The following is a 1,686-nucleotide window of genomic DNA, read 5'->3' as shown; positions in this document are numbered from 1 at the left end:
TGTCGTTGGCGGCCTAAAAATGGAACTTCCGCACATTTGATGATGGGAATTTAGCTGAGGCGCACCATCGGTCATGGACTTTCAGGCGTTCCTGCCCGATCCGGCAACACTCCGGTTCAACACCGCCCATGTGCGACCCAAGACCGTCTGGCTCGAGCTTTCCAGCACGGCAACCAGTTCCGTTTGTCCGCAGTGTGGCGGCCCCTCCAGCCGCGTCCACAGCCGGTACCAGCGTGTGCTCAAAGATCTGGCCTGCTTCGGTCGACGCGTGCGCCTGCACCTCAATGTCCGGCGCTTCTTCTGCACCTCCCCCGCATGTTCACAGCGCATCTTCTGCGAACGCCTGACCATGGCGGCCCCATGGCAGCGCCTGACCCGGCGACTTGCACAGCAAGTCGCTTCCCTGGCCCTGGAAGCCGGGGGTGAATGTTCGGCGCGCTGCCTGGCCACCGTGGGTCAGCCCGTCAGCGCGGACACCCTGCTGCGCGCCATCCCGGAGCCAGCCACCTTCTCTAGCCGGCCGGTCTATTCGCTGGGCATCGACGACTGGGCATGGCGCAAAGGTCAACGGTACGGCACCATCCTCGTGGATCTGGATCGCCATGAACCCATTGACCTGTTGCCTGACCGAGAAGTGGCGACGGTCGCAGCGTGGCTCCGTGGGCATCCGGAACTCCGGATCATCACCCGGGATCGCTCCAGTGCATACCAGGAAGCCGCCACCCTCGGCGCGCCCCAGGCACTGCAGGTCGCGGATCGCTGGCACCTGCTGAAGAACCTCAGGGAAACGCTCGAGCGTTTCCTGCAGCGCCTCTACCGGCCTCTGACCGAAGTGTTCCGCAAGGCGACCGGCGTGCCGGTCACTCCAGTGGCACAAGGCGTTGTATCGGTCTCTATCGCCGGGTGTCCACCGACCCCACGGGCACAGCAGCGCTTCCTTGAGATCCATGCCTTGAAGGCCCAGGGGCACTCCTTGATGCAGATCACGCAGCGTACCGGGCTGTGCATGGTGACGGTGCGCAAGTATCTGCGCCTGACGGCCAGCCCAGGGCAGCCGCACCGACCACGGCGAGCAAAGCGAATCGACCCGTACCGGGCGTGGCTGACCGCGCAATGGGCCGCAGGGACGCACAACGCCACCCATCTGTTCAACGCCGTCAGGGTGCAGGGGTACACGGGCGGCTTCACAGTCGTCCGGGAATGGTGCCGGGAACAGCGGACAGGAGCACTGGAATCCAGTGCTCCTGTCCGCCGGTGTCCAGGCGCCAGAGCCTTGAGTTGGCTGCTGGTACGTCCGGATCTGATCACCCAGCCCGCGTACGAGACGTTCCTGACGGCATGTCGGCGGGACATTCCGTGGTTTGCGAAGGTGGAAACGCTGGTACAGACGGGATGGGCACTGCTCGGTGGACGGAGCAGCAATCCGTTGCGGGGCTGGCTTCGCGACTTGACTGGGAGCGGCCTGCTGGAATTCGAACGGTTCGCCATTGGCCTGGATCGGGATTTTGACGCCGTGTTGGCTGCGGTGACGCTGCCCTGGAGCAACGGTCAGGTAGAGGGCCACGTGAATCGCCTCAAGACACTGAAACGCGGGATGTATGGCCGTGCGGGGCTCTCTCTGCTGCGGGCTCGGATGCTGCACCGGCCACCGGGCTGAATCCCCATCACCAAATGTGCGGAAGTTCC

Annotated in this window: 1 protein-coding gene; it reads left to right on the top strand. The window is 64.4% G+C overall.

Going from position 1 to position 1,686, the window contains the following annotated elements; translation table 11 throughout:
- Nucleotides 1-73 precede the first annotated feature (73 nt).
- Nucleotides 74-1,657: an ISL3 family transposase gene (locus HNQ07_RS23765; RefSeq protein WP_184116518.1), complete on the top strand. Its 1,584-nt coding sequence runs from the start codon at nucleotides 74-76 to the stop codon at nucleotides 1,655-1,657.
- Nucleotides 1,658-1,686 lie beyond the last annotated feature (29 nt).

Source organism: Deinococcus metalli (assembly GCF_014201805.1).
GTDB lineage: Bacteria > Deinococcota > Deinococci > Deinococcales > Deinococcaceae > Deinococcus > Deinococcus metalli.
Note: the sequence above shows the minus strand (reverse complement) of the source record. Positions and strands in the feature narration are given on the sequence as shown.

What these genes read in the sequence shown, in the direction of transcription:
- HNQ07_RS23765 (WP_184116518.1), top strand. Translation starts at nt 74, where the DNA reads ATGGACTTTCAGGCGTTCCTGCCCGATCCGGCAACACTCCGGTTCAAC.